The sequence below is a fragment of the Bradyrhizobium sp. S3.2.6 genome, from assembly GCF_040546885.1.
GTDB classification, from domain to species: domain Bacteria; phylum Pseudomonadota; class Alphaproteobacteria; order Rhizobiales; family Xanthobacteraceae; genus Bradyrhizobium; species Bradyrhizobium cytisi.
In genome coordinates this window covers 1-15,036 of the sequence record NZ_JBEPOS010000031.1, presented here as the reverse complement: position 1 = coordinate 15,036, position 15,036 = coordinate 1, and the positions used below count along the sequence as shown (strand labels likewise).

The following is a 15,036-nucleotide window of genomic DNA, read 5'->3' as shown; positions in this document are numbered from 1 at the left end:
CACGAGTTGGCCGGTCGGGTGGAAAACACACGAGGTCAACCGTGCAAGAAGCTGTGCGCGTGCGCTCGACCGCGCAAATCGCAGGCCATCCCATTCATCCGATGCTGGTGCCGATCCCCATCGCGTGCTTCATCGGCGCGCTGCTGACCGACATCGCCTATCTCATCTCGGCCGAGATCATGTGGGCGGATTTTTCCGCCTGGCTTCTGCTGGTCGGCGTCATCTTCGGCGTGCTGGCCGCGATCGCGGGCCTGACCGATTTCCTCGGCAATCGCCTGGTGCGCGCGCAGGCGCCGGCCTGGCCGCATCTGATCGGCAACGCCGTGGCGCTGATCCTCGCGATCACCAATGCGCTCATTCACACGCGCGACGCCTGGACCTCGGTCTGGCCGCTCGGTCTCATTCTTTCGGTGCTTACCGTGCTGATCCTGCCGGTGACGGGTTGGCTCGGCTGGGCCATGGTGTACCGCCACGGTGTGGGAGTTGCGCGATGAACTCTCCCCTTATGCAGGCGCTGCTCTGCGCTTCGCTTCTCGGTCTCCTCGCCGGCTGTGATGACGGCAGCGGCGATCCCAAGGCGCAGATCGGCGCCAATCCGAGGCTGCCCGACATCCGGCAATATCTGCTGCCGCCGGTGCACATCGCCCGCATTGTCGGCTGGAAGAAGGACGAGACGCCGACGGTCGCGCAGGGTCTGCAGGCCAAGGCGTTCGCCACCGGCCTGCAGCATCCACGCTCGCTCTATGTTCTCCCCAACGGCGACGTGCTGGTGGTGGAATCCAAGGCGCCGAAGGCCGCCGCGATCAAGCGGCCCAAGGAGATCGTGATGGGCTTCATCGAGTCCTGGGCGACCTCGGGCGGCGACACCGGCGAGAGCAACCGCATCACGCTGTTGCGCGACACCAACGGCGACGGCGTCCCCGACACGCAGAGCGTCTTCCTCGACCATCTCAACTCGCCGTTCGGCGTCGCGCTGGTCGGCAACGATCTGTATGTCGCCAACACCGACGCGATCGTGAAATACCCCTACACCGAAGGCGATACCAGGATCACCGCGCCGGGTACGGTGCTGACGCCGCTGCCGGGCGGGCCGATCGACCATCACTGGACCAAGAGCCTTGTCGCAAGCCCCGATGGTTCAAAGCTCTATGCCGGCGTCGGCTCCAACAGCAACATCACCGAGAACGGGATGGAGGCCGAGCACAATCGCGCCGACATTCTCGAGGTCGATCGCGCCAGCGGTCGCTGGCGTATCTTTGCCAGCGGCTTGCGCAATCCGAACGGCCTCAGCTTCGAGCCGCAGACCGGTGCGCTGTGGACGGTGGTGAACGAGCGCGACGAGATCGGCCCGGATCTCGTGCCCGACTACATGACCTCGGTGAAGGACGGAGCCTTCTATGGCTGGCCCTACAGCTATTATGGTCAGCACGTCGATCCCCGGGTCAAGCCGCAGCGGCCGGACCTCGTCGCCAAGGCGATCGTGCCTGACTATGCGCTAAGCTCGCATGTCGCGCCGCTCGGGCTCGCGTTCTCGACCGGCAGCAGCCTGCCGAGTGATTATCGCAATGGCGCCTTCGTCGGCGAGCACGGCAGCTGGAACCGGCAGGTGCTCAACGGCTACAAGGTCGTGTACGTGCCGTTCGCGGACGGCAAGCCGAGCGGGCCCGCACAGGACGTCGTCACGGGATTCCTCAACAGCGACGACCAGGCACGCGGCCGTCCCGTCGGCGTCGCCATCGACAAGACCGGCGCGCTGCTGGTCGCCGATGACAGCGGCAACACGGTGTGGCGGGTGACGGCCGCGCATCCGCAGGTCACGCAGCGATAGGAGTTGGACGATGGGCCTTGCTCAATACGCGATCGTGCCAGTGCAGGACGAGTGGGGCGTGCTGCATGATGGCGACGTGAAGAGCAGATACGCCACCAAGGAAGCTGCGTTCGAGTCAGCGGTCGCCGCAGCATCCCTGGCGCTGCGCGAGGGGCACGAGGTTCACGTCAGCGTCCCTGGCCGCGAGGCGGGAGAGACCGCGCTGGGAAGCTAGCTTCTTCACGACCAGCCGCCCGCGCCGCGGTCAGCGTCCGCGCGAAATAACATCAGGTTAGGTTTATCGCATAACTGGGTAATTGTGTTAGCCCGGCGAAAGCCTATTGTCGTGCCAATCAAACACCAATCGGCAGTGACTAACGCTTGCGGAGATCCGCACAGCGCGCGGAGAGTGCTGCCCAATTTCTCCAAGAAGCCCGCCAAGGGACCCAGAAACCAATGTGGAGGAATTTTGATATGACCGCGATCCATCAGATGAGTCAGTCCAGGAAGGCCGCTGCCAGCGGCTGGATCGGGTCGGCTCTCGAATATTATGACTTCTTCATCTACGCGACCGCCGCGTCGCTGATCTTCCCGCAAATCTTCTTCCCGTCGGAAAATCCCACCGTCGCCATCGTCGCATCGCTTGCGACCTATGGCGTCGGCTATGTGGCCCGGCCGATCGGCGCCTTCGTGCTCGGACATTGGGGCGACACTCATGGCCGCAAGACTGTTCTCATCGTCTGCATGTTTCTGATGGGCATCTCGACCATGGCGGTCGGGATCCTGCCGACCTATCAGCAGGTCGGCATCCTCGCGCCGGTCCTGCTCGTCATCCTGCGTCTCATCCAGGGATTTGCCGTTGCCGGGGAAATCTCCGGCGCGAGCTCGATGATCCTGGAGCACGCGCCGTTCGGTCGGCGCGGCTTCTATGCAAGCTTCGCCCTTCAGGGCGTGCAGGCCGGACAGATTCTCGCAGCCGCGGTCTTCCTGCCGCTGGCGGCCTACATGCCGAACGAGGCCTTCAACAGCTGGGGCTGGCGGATTCCCTTCCTGCTCAGCTTCTTCGTCATCGTTGCCGGCTACATCATCCGTCGCGAGGTCGACGAGACCCCCGCCTTTGCCCGCGAGGGCGAGCGGGGAGAAACGCCGCGGGCGCCCATTGTCCAAGCCATCAAGCTGAGCTGGCGCGACATGCTCAGGGTCATCTGCATGGCGCTGATGAACGTCATCCCGGTCGTTGCGACCATCTTCGGTGCGGCCTACGCGGTGCAGCCGGCCTACGGCATCGGCTTTGCCAAGGACGTCTATCTCTGGATCCCGGTGCTCGGAAACATGCTGGCCGTGTTCGTCATTCCCTTCGTCGGCAATCTCTCCGACAAGGTCGGCCGCAAGCCTCCGATCGTCGTCGGCGCGCTGCTCTCCGGTCTGCTCGCGTTCGGCTATCTCTATGCCATCAGCATCAGGAACGTGCCGCTGGCGATCCTGCTGTCGCTGTTGATGTGGGGCGTGGTCTATCAGGGCTACAACGCGATCTTTCCGAGCTTTTACCCGGAGCTGTTTCCGACGCGCACCCGTGTTTCGGCCATGGCGATCTCGCAGAACATCGGAACCACCATCACGGCGTTGCTTCCGGCCCTGTTTGCGACCGTGGCGCCTCCCGGCTCGGCCAACATTCCCTTGACGGTCGGCGCGATCGCCTTCGGCATCACGGTCATCGCGGCGCTGGCGGCCATCACGGCCCGTGAGACCTATCGGGTCAGTATCGACGATCTCGGCAATCCCGAGGCCGTTCCGATGGCACGGGCTGACTATGAGCGACAGCGCGCGGAGGCGGCGAGCGGTGCGGCCGCAATTCCGACCTGATAGGAACGAGTGAACGCAATGCCGCTGCAATCGATCGTGCTTGCAGCGGCAGGGCTTCACGCTTTATGTGGCTCCTTATTCGAACTTTGTGCGCGCGAGCGCGATCATCATGAGGTCAAGGGATGAACCCCGTTGTCGTTGCTGTCGCTATCACCGGCTCCGTTCCGCGCAAGAAGGACAATCCGGCGGTGCCCATCCTGCCGTCCGAACAGATTGAATCGACGCAACAAGCCTTCGAAGCCGGCGCCACGCTTGCCCATATCCATGTGCGCAACGATGACGAGACGCCGTCCTCTGATCCCCAGCGCTTTGCCCTGGTGCAGGAAGGGATCAGGAAGCATTGTCCGGGGATGATCGTGCAGTTCTCGACCGGCGGGCGCGGCCGCGATCCCTCGGCGCGGGGATCATCGCTCTATCTGAAGCCGGACATGGCCTCGCTCTCCACCGGGTCGGTGAACTTTCCGACGATTGTCTACGAGAACAGCGCCGCCCTGGTCGAGACGCTCGCGACCGGCATGAAGGCAGCTGGCGTCCGCCCGGAAATCGAGATCTTCGATCTGTCGCATCTGCACGGCGCCCGACGCCTGATCGAGGCAGGGTTGATCGACCCGCGCCCGCACGTGCAATTCGTTATGGGCGTCAAGAACGCGATGCCCGCCGACGAGCATGTCCTCGACATCCTGCTGGCAGAGCTCAGGCGGCTGATCCCGAAAGCCACATGGACCGCGGCAGGGATCGGGCGCCATCAAGCCGAGGTCATGGACTGGGCGCTGGCGCGCGGCGCCGACGCGGTTCGCACCGGACTCGAGGACAATATCAGGATCGACAAGACGCGGCTGGCCGCCAGCAACGCGGAGCTCGTGACTATCGCTGCCGAAGCTGTCACGCGCCACGGCCGGCGCATCGCGACGGCAGCCGAGGCGCGATCCCTGCTCGGGATCGCGGGGTAGGGAGGACCCGTTCTCCACCTGACATGCTTCCGGGTGCCTTCTGCCATTCGGCGGCCAGCGTTTCCGTGCGCTGAGTCTCCGGGTAAGACAGACTGACAGGTGTGATCGGCGCCTGCCGGGCAGGCGACGGGTGGAATGCGGTTCTTGAAATCTGACGGCAGGCTCATCGGGGTCCTGCTGGTGCTTGCAATCACCCAGCTCATTGGATGGGGCACGATCGGCCTTCCGGCCGTGGTCGGCCGCGACCTCGGGGCCGACCTCGGCCTGAGCCTGCCGGCGGTGTTTGCGGGCAGCTCGGTCCTTTACGTCACCATGGGCCTGTGCGCGCCCTGGCTCGCCAAGGCCTTTGCGCGGCACGGTGCCCGCAAGGTCATGATGGTGGGCACTGTTGTCGCCGTGCCGGGCTACATCGTCCTCTTCTTCGCGCGTGAGCCAATACTCTATTTCGCCGGCTGGGTCGTTCTCGGCATGGGCGGCAGCGCCACGTTGTCGACCGGCGCGTATATCATGCTGAACGAGGTCGCCGGACGGGGCGCCAAGAATGCCATCGGCGGGCTGATGCTGGTGACGGGTCTCTCCAGCAGCATCTTCTGGCCGACCACGTCGTTCCTCAGCGCTTGGCTCGGCTGGCGGGGGACCTGTCTCGTCTATGCGGCGATGATGCTCTCCATCAACCTTCCGCTCTATGCGTTTCTCGCGCCGCGCCGGAAAATCGCGACGGACGATGCTGGCGAGGCCGTCAAGGCCGCGCCGCCGCCTGCGATTCCAAGAAGCACCTTCGGTCTCGTCGTCTGCGTCATTACGCTGAATGCCTTCGTCAATTTCGGCATCGGTGCCATCCTGATCGAGCTGTTGCGGGCGGAAGGCCTTGCGCCGGCGCAGGCGCTCGCATTCGGCTCCATGCTGGGCGTGATCCAGGTCAGCGCCCGCGGCCTCGATTTCCTCGGCGGCGGCCGGTGGGACGGCATCACCACCGGGTTGGTCGCCGGCACCGCGCTTCCCGTCGCCATGGTGCTGCTGATGCTGAGCGAGGGTGCGACCTGGGCGGTCGCGAGCTTCATCCTGCTTTACGGTGCCGGCAGCGGCGCAATGGCGGTGGCGCGGGCGACGATCCCACTCGTGTTCTATGACCAGGCCGAGTTCGCCAAGGCGATGTCGATGATCGCGCTGCCGCTCAATCTGGCCTCCGCGATCTCGCCGCCGCTTCTGGCTGGCCTGCTTACCCAGTTCGGCAGCCGCGGCGCGCTTGGGCTCACCTTGGCCTTTTCCTGCGCAACGGTGCTGATCCTGATTCTACTGGGCCGGCGTCGTCCGCAGTTGGCTGCGGTAGCCGCGACCTGAGGTCGACCGGATAATATTCGCAACGCGGAATTGGGCGTCGCAGGCTACTTCTGCTGCGGGGCGGGGGATGGCCGTATGCCCAGCGCGCAGTGCTCGGGGCCGCAAAAATCGTGTATCCGCAGGGAGCACGGTCCGCGATCTCGCTGCCGCGCCAAAATCCAGTTCCCCGGAGGAAATCGACATGTCGGCCCTGCCGCTCTCAGGCATCAAGATCCTTGACCTCACGCGTGTGCTTGCAGGGCCCTTGTCGGCCCAGATGCTGGGCGATCTCGGCGCGGAGGTGATCAAGATCGAGCGGCCCGGCACCGGCGACGACGCGCGCGCCTTCGGCCCGCCTTATCTGACCGATCCCGAGGGCAAGGCGAACAACAACAATTCATTCTATCTCTGCGCCAACCGCAACAAGAAGTCGGTCACCGTCAACATCGCCAAGCCCGAGGGGCAGGCGATCATCCGCGAGCTCGCCAGGGACGCCGACGTCTTCATGGAGAACTACAAGGTCGGCGATCTCAAGCGCTACGGCCTCGACTACGAGACCATCAAGGCGATCAACCCCAGGATCATCTATTGCTCGGTGACCGGCTTCGGCCAGACCGGACCCTATGCGCCACGCGCCGGCTACGACGCGATCCTCCAGGCGATGGGCGGCCTGATGAGCGTCACCGGCCATATCGACGGCGAGCCGGGCGAGGGGCCGATGAAGGTCGGCCCGTCGATCGTCGACTACATGACCGGCATGAACACCTCGATCGGGCTTTTGTCGGCGCTCTACCATCGCGACGTCAATGGCGGGCAGGGGCAGCACATCGACGTCTGCCTGTTCGACACCGTCATCGCCTCGCTGTCGCACTGGCTGCAGATCTACCTCGTCAACGGCAAGACGCCGCCGCGCCGCGGCACCTGGGGCAATGGCGGCATGCCCGCCGGCGTGTTCCGCTGCACCGACGGCGAGCTGATGCTGGTGGTCGGCAATGACGGCCAGTTCCAGCGCACCTGCGCCGTGCTGGGCCAGCCCGAGCTCGCCAACGACAAGCGCTTCATCAAGAACAACGACCGCGTCGTGCACGGCAAGGAGATCATGGCGATCTTCGCCGGCCTGTTCCTGACCAAGCCCGTGGCCTATTGGCTGGACAAGCTCGAGGAGGCCGGCGTGCCGTCGGGGCCGATCAACAATTTCGAGCAGGTGTTTTCCGATCCGCACGTCCAGTCACGCGGCATGCGGGTGAAGGTCGACCATCCCTTCGATCCCGATCTGTCGCTGATCCGCAATGCGCTGACCTTCTCGGAGACGCCGATCGAGACTTACCGCGCCCCGCCGCTGCTCGGGGAGCACACCCAGGAAGTGCTCGGTGGCAAGCTCGGCTATGACGCGGGGAAGATCGAGGAGCTGAAGAAGCAGGGGATCATCTGATTTCATGACCGGCAAAAGCAAGGCGCGACGTCCGCGCTGAAAGCGTGCGCGCGATGCTCGGGCTCGCGTAGAGCCGGGAATGGCGCCGATCAATTCGTGACGGAAGCATGACGATCTAGTGGCCTTACCCGAGGCTTGCGCGCAATCCCCAGACAAACCCGGTCCGTAGTACAACCGGCTTCCGCTTCGTCCGCGACTCAGATTCGATCTCTCCCACTGAGTTCGGGAGGGAAGCGCATGTCCTATACCATCGGGTTCCAAGCAAAGAACCAGAAGGCCATTCTGGCGACTGAGGCGGCCACGGCCAACCAGGCTGTCGCGATCATTGCGGCGCTGCGGCAAAGTGCCGAAGAGATCAAGTTCATCCGCTCGCCACAGGAAGGCGAGATGGGCATCGAGATGCTGCTGCTGCTCGCCAAGGAAGAGGCCGAGGAGATGCCGCAGCGGGCCTAGCCCGCTACCGCGATCACACTTCGATCAGAAGCGAAGCATGCCGGCTGCAGTATAATGTAGTCAGGCACCAGTCTCGCTTGAACCGAAGGTGGCCGTCATGAAACGCGAAGCGCTCCGCGTCGAACCGATCTCGTCCTTTCTCGACCGTGTGAAGGCGCCGACCTCGCCGGTGACGCGCGCCGGCAACATGATCTTCGTCGCCGGCCTGCCGCCATTCGACCCCGAGACTGGCGAGATCGGAGGGATGCCGATCGAGCGGCAGAGCGAGATCATCATGGAGCAGATGAAGCTCTGCCTTCAGACGGCTGGCGCCTCGCTGGACAACGTCATGAAGTGCAACGTCTACTGCACCTCGACAAGACACTTCGCCGCGTTCAACGCGGTCTACGCGCGCTATTTCCCGGTCGATCCGCCGGCGCGGATCTTTGTCTGCACGCCGGAATGGTTCGGCCCCTTCGACGTCGAGATCGACTGCATCGCGATGATGTAAGGGCTACCGCGCGGCGATCCGTGATGGCACCTTGGCTTCGGCCTTGCCCGCCGTCAGCGCCATCGTCGCGACGTTGACGACGCGCGCGACCACGTCCTCGACGTCGTCGAGATCGCATTTGCCGTCCGACAGCTTTGTCAGGCGCTCGCTCTCGCGGATGGTGTGGTGCGCCATCGCCAGCGCAAAATTCAGGCCCCAATAGATATCGACGTCGCTGCGGTCGGGCAGGGACCTTCGCATCGCGCCGGCGAATTTCCGCAAGTGGTCGATCTCGCGGTTCTTGATGCGGCGGATCGGCGGCACGGACTCGATCGAGGCGCGGATCATGAAGCGGGCCGCGGTGGAGCGTTGGTTCTCCGGGCCTAAGCAGCCGCGCAGGGTCGGCCCGACCAGCGCGCGCAAGATCACCTCGATCGGCGCGCGGCCGCCGCCTTGCTCTTCCGCCGCCTTCAACTCGCGCAGGCGCTCGCGGTTGGTCGCGATCGAGCGGGTGACAAATAACTCCGCGATCAGCTCGTCCTTCGAGCCGAAATGGTAGTTCACCGCGGCCAGATTGACATTGGCCTCCGCGACGATGTCGCGCAGCGTAACGTCGCCAAAACCGCGATCGGCATAGAGCCGTTCGGCGGCGGCGAGAATGGCAGACCTCGTATGATCGCTGGCCATGGATGCGCTCAGGGGAGGGGAGTTGCAATTCAAACACTTGTATGAAACTATCGTTTGAAGGCCGGAGAAAGTCAATCCGCACGATGGAAATTGCGCCGCCGTTGAAAGCGGTGCGGGTTCCTCGACCCGCGAACCGCCGAATGGCGCTTGCGGGCCGCGCGCGGCGGGAGGACAGTCCGGCGCAAAACAGGCTTTCCAAAACAGGCTTTCAAAGAGAGACCGAGGAGCGTCCCATGGATTTCGATCTGTCGCCCAAGCAGAAGGAATGGCTCGACCGCGTGCAGTCCTTCATGACCAAGCACGTGCGGCCGGCGGTGCCGATCTATAACGAGCAGGACAAGAGCGGCGATCGCTGGAAGGTCATCCCGGTCCTGGAAGACCTCAAGAAGAAGGCGAAGGCCGAAGGCCTCTGGAACATGTTCATGCCGCCGAACGAGCATGAAGACGACGAATTCCGCGGCGCCGGATTGACCAACCTGGAATACGCGCTGCTGTCGGAGCAGATGGGTCACATCTCCTGGGCCTCGGAAGTGTTCAACTGCTCCGCGCCCGACACCGGCAACATGGAAGTGTTCATGCGCTACGGCTCCAGGGAGCAGAAGCGCAAATGGCTGCGTCCGCTGATGGACGGCGAGATCCGCTCCGCCTTCCTGATGACGGAGCCGGCGGTTGCCTCGTCGGACGCCACCAACATCGAGACCAGCATCGCGCGCGACGGCGATCATTACGTCATCAACGGCCGCAAATGGTGGTCGTCCGGCGTCGGCGATCCCCGCTGCAAGATCGCGATCCTGATGGGCAAGACTGATTTCAACGCCGCGAAACATCAGCAGCAGTCGCAGATCCTGGTTCCGCTCGACACCCCCGGCATCAAGGTCGAGAAGATGCTGCCGGTGTTCGGCTTCGACGACGCGCCGCACGGCCACGCCCAGGTGCTGCTCGAGAACGTGCGCGTGTCGAAGGAGAACATCCTGCTCGGCGAAGGCCGCGGCTTCGAGATCGCGCAGGGCCGCCTCGGTCCCGGCCGCATCCATCACTGCATGCGCACCATCGGCAAGGCCGAGGAGGCCTTGGAGAAGATGGTGAAGCGGCTGATGTCGCGCACCGCCTTCGGCAAGAAGATCGTCGAGCACAGTGTGTGGGAGCAGCGCATCGGCGAGGCCCGCACCAACATCGAGATGACGCGCCTACTGTGCCTCAAGGCCGCCGACATGATGGACAAGGTCGGCAACAAGACCGCGCAGGCCGAGATCGCCATGATCAAGGTCGCAGCGCCCAACATGGCGCTGAAGATCATCGACGAGGCGATTCAGGCCTTCGGCGGTGCGGGCGTCTCCGACGAAGCCGGGCTTGCCAAGGACTATGCGGGGATCCGCACGTTGCGGCTCGCCGACGGTCCGGACGAGGTGCACAATCGCGCCATTGCAAGGTTAGAGGTTCGGAAGTATGCCAACTCTCCCAAGCATTGACAGGGAGAGCTGATGGCGCTCCCTTCACTGTCATTTCGGTCTGGTCCTTCGGACCGTCCCGGAATGACGGAAAACAAAAAGAGGGAGCGTCACCGTGGCTGACGGCGTCAGGAAAGACGAAGAGTTCTCGGGCACCAAGCCGGTCGAGGAGCGTCATCGCTTCGACGAGCTCGGGCTCGAGGCCTGGATGCGTGACAACGTCGAAGGCTATGAGGGCCCGCTGGTCGTCCTGCAGTTCAAGGGCGGCCAATCCAATCCGACCTACCGGCTGAACACGCCGAAGCGCTCCTACGTGATGCGCAGAAAGCCCTTCGGCAAACTGCTGCCGTCGGCGCATGCGGTCGATCGCGAATATCGCGTCATCGCGGCCCTTGGAAAGCAGGGCTTTCCGGTCGCGCACGCCTATGCGCTGTGCCAGGACGACAGCATCATCGGCGCCGCCTTCTACATCATGTCGATGGAGGAGGGGCGGGTGTTCTGGGATCCGACGCTGCCGAGCCAGGATGGCGATGCGCGCCGAAAGATCTTCACCAGCAAGATCGAGACGCTGGCAAAGCTCCACATGTACGATCCCGTCGCGATTGGCCTCGGCGAGTTCGGCAAGCCTGGCAATTATTTCGCGCGCCAGATCGACCGCTGGACCAAGCAGTATCGGGCGTCCGAGACCCAGCACATTCCCGAGTTCGAGAAGGTCGCGGAATGGCTGCCCAAGACCGTGCCGGAGCAGGCGCGCGTCTCGATCGTCCACGGCGACTACCGCCTCGACAATATGATTTTCCACGCGACGGAACCGCGCGTGCAGGCCGTGCTGGATTGGGAGCTGTCGACGCTCGGCGATCCCATGGCCGACTTCACCTACCTGTTGATGCAGTGGATCATGCCGGGCTTGCACGGCGCAGACCTCAAGGCGCTCAACATCCCGAGCGTGGAGGAAGCCGCGCAGATCTATTGCAACGTCACCAAGATGACGGTGCCGGATCTCAACTGGTACTTTGCCTACAATCTGTTCCGCCTCGCCGGCATCACCCAAGGCATCGCCGGCCGCGTCCGCGACGGCACCGCCGCCAACGCCAAGGCGCTGGAGTCCGCCAAGCGCACCGTGCCGCTGTCGCAGGCGTCATGGGAGTATGCGCAGAAGGCGGGCGCGGTGTAGAAATAACGAGGGCGCGGTCGGTGGGCGCGCCTTTTTGCTTGGTGCGTCGCTGTCACCACACGTTCTGTCATTGCGAGCGAAGCGAAGCAATCCAGACTATCTCTGCGGCGGCAGTCTGGATTGCTTCGTCGCAAGAGTTCCTCGCAATGACGAGGATGCGTGCCGCGGGTGGGGTGCGTAGGGTGGGCAAAGGCGCGTAGCGCTGTGCCCACCATCTGTCAGCGATCGCAGTGAAAATGGTGGGCACGCTTCGCTTTGCCCACCCTACGAAGGCCGGCTGACTTCTCGGTTTGACGGCGCGCCGTTCGACCCTATCTCTCCCCGCAAGGAGACGGTCATGATCCAGCAATTGCGCATCTACGAGATCTTCGAGACAAACAAAGCTGCCTTTCACGCCCGTTTCCGCGACCATGCCGCGCGTATCATGCGAAGCCGATATGGCTTTCAGATGGTGGCGATGTGGGAAACCAAATTCGGCGATCGTACCGAGTTCGCCTATCTCCTGGAGTGGCCGGACGAGGCAGCGAAGATTTCGGCGTGGGCGGCCTTCATGGCGGATACCGAGTGGGCCGAGATCAAGCGCGTGACCCACGCCGAGCATGGCCTGATGGTCGGCCAGATCGAGGACCGGCTGCTCGTGCCGGTGGACTATTCGCCGTCGCTCAGCCTGTCATACTAATTCGCCCTCGGGACCGCGCGCATGATCGACCACGCCACCCTCGTCACCTACATCCTGATCGTTCTCGGCTTCGTCTTCATTCCTGGCCCGGCCACGCTGCTCACCATGGCGCGAGCTGCAAGCTCGGGAACGAGGGTCGGCATCGCCACCGGCGCTGGCATTGCTGCGGGTGACGTGATCCACACCAGCATGGCGATCGTCGGCCTTTCGGCCGTCATCGCCACGTCGGCGCTCCTGTTCAGCATCGTCAAATATGCGGGCGCGGGATTCCTGATCTATCTTGGCATCCGCGCGATGCTCGACAAAGCACCGATCAAGCTGGACGACGGCGCGCCCGCGATCAGCGCGGGGCGCGCCCTTCGGCAGGCCGTGCTGACCGAAGTGCTCAATCCCAAGACCGCACTGTTCTTCCTCGCCTTCCTGCCGCAGTTCGTCCGGCCTGAGAACGGTTCGACCGCGCTTCAGCTCGCGATCCTCGGCATCGTCTTCGTGCTGCTCGGCCTTGTCAGCACCGTCGTATTCGCCGTCGGCGCCGGCCGTCTCGGCAATCTCCTGCGCCGCCACCCTGCGGTCGTGCGGTGGCAGGGCAAGGTGGTCGGGATCATCTACTGCGCCGTCGGCGTCCGGCTGGCCTTGCAGGAGCGCTGAGGCGCGGCGCTCCCGTAGCCCTACGCATCGGAGCTTGTAGCAAGGGTGGGCAAAAGCGCGTAGCGCTGTGCCCACCATCTGTCAGCGATCGCGGTGAAAAATGGTGGGCACGCGTCGCTTTGCCCACCTTACGGCAGCGTCGTTTATGACCCCGCCTTCGCGCAATGCGCGATCAGCTTCTCCACGAACCCCGCGCACTTCTCCAGCTCGGCCATCGCCACGAATTCGTCCGGCGTATGCGCCTGCGCGATCGAGCCCGGGCCGATCACCACTGAGGGGATATCGGCCATGCCGGCGAACAGGCTGGCTTCGGTGCCGAAGGCGACCTTGGCGTGGTCGTTGCGTCCCGCAAGCTGCTTCGCCAGCGTGACGATCGCGGCGTCCGCCTTGGTGTCGAGGGCGGGATAGTCGAGGATCTCCTCGAAATCGATGCCGCATTCCGGATGCTGCTTCTTCATCGCGGGCTCGAGCTCGGCCTTGGCCCAGGCGACGATCGCATCCGTCACCTCCCTGGACTCGGTGATGCCGATGCCGCGGCATTCGAAATCCACGGTGCAGGTGTCAGGCACGATGTTCAGCGCGGCGCCGCCATGCACGATGCTGGTCAGCAGCGTCGAGTGCGGGACATCGTAGAGACTGCTGCGCTCGACCTCGCTTGCAAGCTTCACTGCGCGGCGGCGGATCTCGCTGATCATCTCGGCCGCGTATTCGATGGCATTGACGCCGTCGGGCGCAATCGAGGAGTGGCGGGCGAGGCCGTGGAACGTCGCGCGCACGCCATGCTTGCCCTTGTGGCCGATGATGACCTTCATCTCGGTCGGCTCGCCGATGAAGGCGCCGAGCGGTCGGACTTTCTTCTTCGCGACCTCGGCAAGCATCGGCCGCACGCCGACGCAGCCGATCTCCTCGTCATAGGAGATGGCAAGATGAATCGGCGTTGTCAGCTTTGCCTCCAGCATCTCCGGCACCATGGCGAGGCACACTGCGACAAATCCCTTCATGTCGGTGGTGCCGCGGCCGTAGAGCCTGCCGTCGCGCTCGATGAGCTTGAACGGATCGTGGCTCCAGTCCTGGCCGACGACGGGCACGACGTCGGTATGCCCTGATAGCACGAGACCGGGTCGATCTTCCGGGCCGATCGTGACCCAGAGCGAGGCCTTCTCGCCGGTCTCGTCGGTGATGCGTTCGCCCTTGACGCCGAGGAAGGCGAGATAGCTCTCGATATGCGCGATCAAGGGCAAGTTGGTGCGGTCGCTTATCGTGTCGAAGCCGACGAGGTCGGCAAGAAGTTTGCGGATACGGTCGGGTCTGGAGTCCGGCATTTTCACGTTCTTGTTAGAGAATTGCGGAGGCTGATGCCGCTTGCATGAACCATACCAATGTTGCGGCCGGTCGGGCAAATGAAGCCGCGGCTGTCATTCCGGGGCAATGCGCAGCATTGAGCCCGGAATCCATCGGGCGGCATCACGCGCGGTGAAATGGATACCGGGTTCGCGACTTCGTCGCGCCCCGGAATGACGCGGTAGGGCTACGAGACCTTGCGTTGCCCGACGGGCAAAACACCCAAGCCCTCGGTCAATCCGCATCGGCACAAATATTCCACTTTACCGAAATTCGGAAACGGCGTATGTGTGGTCCCACTCCGGCCCAAGGAAGAGGGGCGTATCGCGATCGTCACGAACGCGGGCCGGGCGGCGGTGGGCGAGGGTCACAGCGGCGCGAAGGGTTTTGCAGGGCGGGCAACCGTGAGCGAAGACCTCGCGCACACGACCGGTGTGATCCGCGTGCGGCCAAATCGTGTGGTCCTGACGCCCGGAGTCTGTGCGTCAAGTCTTGCGGTGATGCGTGTGGCCCGACCGAGTTCGCGCATCGGCCATCCGCGAGACGACGGGGCAATAGTGCATCGCTCCCCGGGGAGAGCACGACATAAGCCGTTCCAACCATCCGCGCAGGGAAGGCCGGGATGCCTCCGGCTGCCCTGTTACCCGCTGTGCAGTGTAGCGCAATCTACTCATGGCATAGCGGTCAATGGGAGCCAGCCGGCTCCCGGCCTTCCCTGCGCCCTCTTTCAAATGAGGGTGAGGCGACGGAGCAAAGCTCGGGCGA

General features: G+C 64.0%; 15 protein-coding genes. 13 read left to right on the top strand and 2 right to left on the bottom strand.

All coding sequences use genetic code 11. From position 1 onward, the window contains the following. Positions 1-41: 41 nt before the first annotated feature. The 9 genes from ABID58_RS33695 (at position 42) to ABID58_RS33655 (ending at position 8,315) form a co-directional block, all read left to right on the top strand. Positions 42-494 carry a DUF2231 domain-containing protein gene (locus tag ABID58_RS33695; RefSeq protein WP_148750306.1) on the top strand — a complete coding sequence of 151 codons (453 nt, stop codon included), beginning with the start codon at positions 42-44 and terminating at the stop codon, positions 492-494. Further along, positions 491-1,828 (top strand): PQQ-dependent sugar dehydrogenase, encoded by a 1,338-nt coding sequence (locus tag ABID58_RS33690; RefSeq protein WP_354037223.1) that lies wholly within the window; start codon positions 491-493, stop codon positions 1,826-1,828. The genes ABID58_RS33695 and ABID58_RS33690 overlap by 4 nt, the downstream gene beginning before the upstream one ends. Positions 1,829-1,838: 10 nt before the next feature. Next, complete coding sequence (locus ABID58_RS33685; RefSeq protein ID WP_148750308.1) at positions 1,839-2,042, top strand: hypothetical protein; 204 nt, start codon at positions 1,839-1,841, stop codon at positions 2,040-2,042. 239 nt (positions 2,043-2,281) lie between these two features. Beyond that, complete coding sequence (locus ABID58_RS33680) at positions 2,282-3,670, top strand: MFS transporter (RefSeq protein WP_354037222.1); 1,389 nt, start codon at positions 2,282-2,284, stop codon at positions 3,668-3,670. Positions 3,671-3,792: 122 nt separating this feature from the next. Continuing rightward, positions 3,793-4,620: a 3-oxoadipate:acetyl-CoA acetyltransferase gene (locus ABID58_RS33675; RefSeq protein WP_354037221.1), complete on the top strand. Its 828-nt coding sequence runs from the start codon at positions 3,793-3,795 to the stop codon at positions 4,618-4,620. A gap of 135 nt (positions 4,621-4,755) precedes the next feature. Then, positions 4,756-5,961 (top strand): MFS transporter, encoded by a 1,206-nt coding sequence (locus ABID58_RS33670; protein ID WP_354037220.1) that lies wholly within the window; start codon positions 4,756-4,758, stop codon positions 5,959-5,961. Between the two features lie 181 nt (positions 5,962-6,142). Next, positions 6,143-7,372, top strand: a complete 1,230-nt coding sequence (locus ABID58_RS33665; RefSeq protein WP_354037218.1) for a CaiB/BaiF CoA transferase family protein — start codon at positions 6,143-6,145, stop codon at positions 7,370-7,372. Positions 7,373-7,609: 237 nt separating this feature from the next. Continuing rightward, a complete protein-coding gene (locus tag ABID58_RS33660; RefSeq protein WP_128951178.1) occupies positions 7,610-7,825 on the top strand; it encodes a hypothetical protein in 216 nt (71 codons plus the stop codon). A gap of 97 nt (positions 7,826-7,922) precedes the next feature. Continuing rightward, entirely contained in the window at positions 7,923-8,315 is a 393-nt protein-coding gene (locus ABID58_RS33655; protein WP_187434737.1) for a RidA family protein, read from the top strand. Positions 8,316-8,318: 3 nt separating this feature from the next. Here the strand turns inward: ABID58_RS33655 and ABID58_RS33650 are convergent, their stop codons facing one another. Further along, positions 8,319-8,981: a TetR/AcrR family transcriptional regulator gene (locus tag ABID58_RS33650; RefSeq protein WP_148750314.1), complete on the bottom strand. Its 663-nt coding sequence runs from the start codon at positions 8,979-8,981 to the stop codon at positions 8,319-8,321. 233 nt (positions 8,982-9,214) lie between these two features. Here ABID58_RS33650 and ABID58_RS33645 point away from each other — a divergent pair, with 233 nt between their 5' ends. From ABID58_RS33645 to ABID58_RS33630, 4 genes are all read left to right on the top strand, one after another. Beyond that, positions 9,215-10,450: an acyl-CoA dehydrogenase family protein gene (locus tag ABID58_RS33645; protein ID WP_354037216.1), complete on the top strand. Its 1,236-nt coding sequence runs from the start codon at positions 9,215-9,217 to the stop codon at positions 10,448-10,450. 94 nt (positions 10,451-10,544) lie between these two features. Then, complete coding sequence (locus tag ABID58_RS33640; RefSeq protein WP_354037214.1) at positions 10,545-11,603, top strand: phosphotransferase family protein; 1,059 nt, start codon at positions 10,545-10,547, stop codon at positions 11,601-11,603. A 337-nt stretch (positions 11,604-11,940) separates the two neighbouring features. Then, positions 11,941-12,282: an NIPSNAP family protein gene (locus tag ABID58_RS33635; RefSeq protein WP_354037211.1), complete on the top strand. Its 342-nt coding sequence runs from the start codon at positions 11,941-11,943 to the stop codon at positions 12,280-12,282. A gap of 21 nt (positions 12,283-12,303) precedes the next feature. Beyond that, a complete protein-coding gene (locus tag ABID58_RS33630; RefSeq protein WP_354037209.1) occupies positions 12,304-12,930 on the top strand; it encodes a LysE family translocator in 627 nt (208 codons plus the stop codon). 143 nt (positions 12,931-13,073) lie between these two features. On the opposite strand, the gene argE is transcribed toward ABID58_RS33630, so the two are convergent. Then, positions 13,074-14,252 (bottom strand): acetylornithine deacetylase, encoded by a 1,179-nt coding sequence (argE, locus tag ABID58_RS33625; RefSeq protein ID WP_354037208.1) that lies wholly within the window; start codon positions 14,250-14,252, stop codon positions 13,074-13,076. Positions 14,253-15,036: the final 784 nt, after the last annotated feature.